This is a genomic window from Cobetia sp. SIMBA_158 (assembly GCF_046566945.1).
GTDB classification, from domain to species: Bacteria; Pseudomonadota; Gammaproteobacteria; order Pseudomonadales; family Halomonadaceae; genus Cobetia; species Cobetia amphilecti.
The window spans coordinates 1-240 of the sequence record NZ_JAWJYL010001006.1; the positions used below are offsets into that span (position 1 = coordinate 1).

The following is a 240-nucleotide window of genomic DNA, read 5'->3' on the forward strand; positions in this document are numbered from 1 at the left end:
GCAACGGCTGGGAATGGACCTCGACGGTGTTCGCTCCGCTGCGCGGCTTCACGCCGTTTCCGTTCTACGAAGGCTATTCGGCCAACTTCTTCGACGGCCAGCACTACGCGATGAAAGGCGGCTCCGCGCGCACCGCGGGCTGCATGCAGCGGCCGACGTTCCGCAACTGGTTTCAGCCGCGTTATCAATACGTGTACGCGGGGTTTCGTTGTGCGAAGGGTTGAGGAAAAAAGCGTGCGT

At 61.7% G+C, this 240-nt stretch carries 1 protein-coding gene; it reads left to right on the forward strand.

Features of this window, described 5'->3' with window-relative positions; genetic code table 11:
- Nucleotides 1-224, forward strand: a 224-nt coding sequence (locus tag R2R70_RS22835; protein ID WP_410979322.1) for an SUMF1/EgtB/PvdO family nonheme iron enzyme, incomplete at its 5' end; no start/stop codon positions are given.
- Between the last annotated feature and the right edge of the window lie 16 nt (nt 225-240).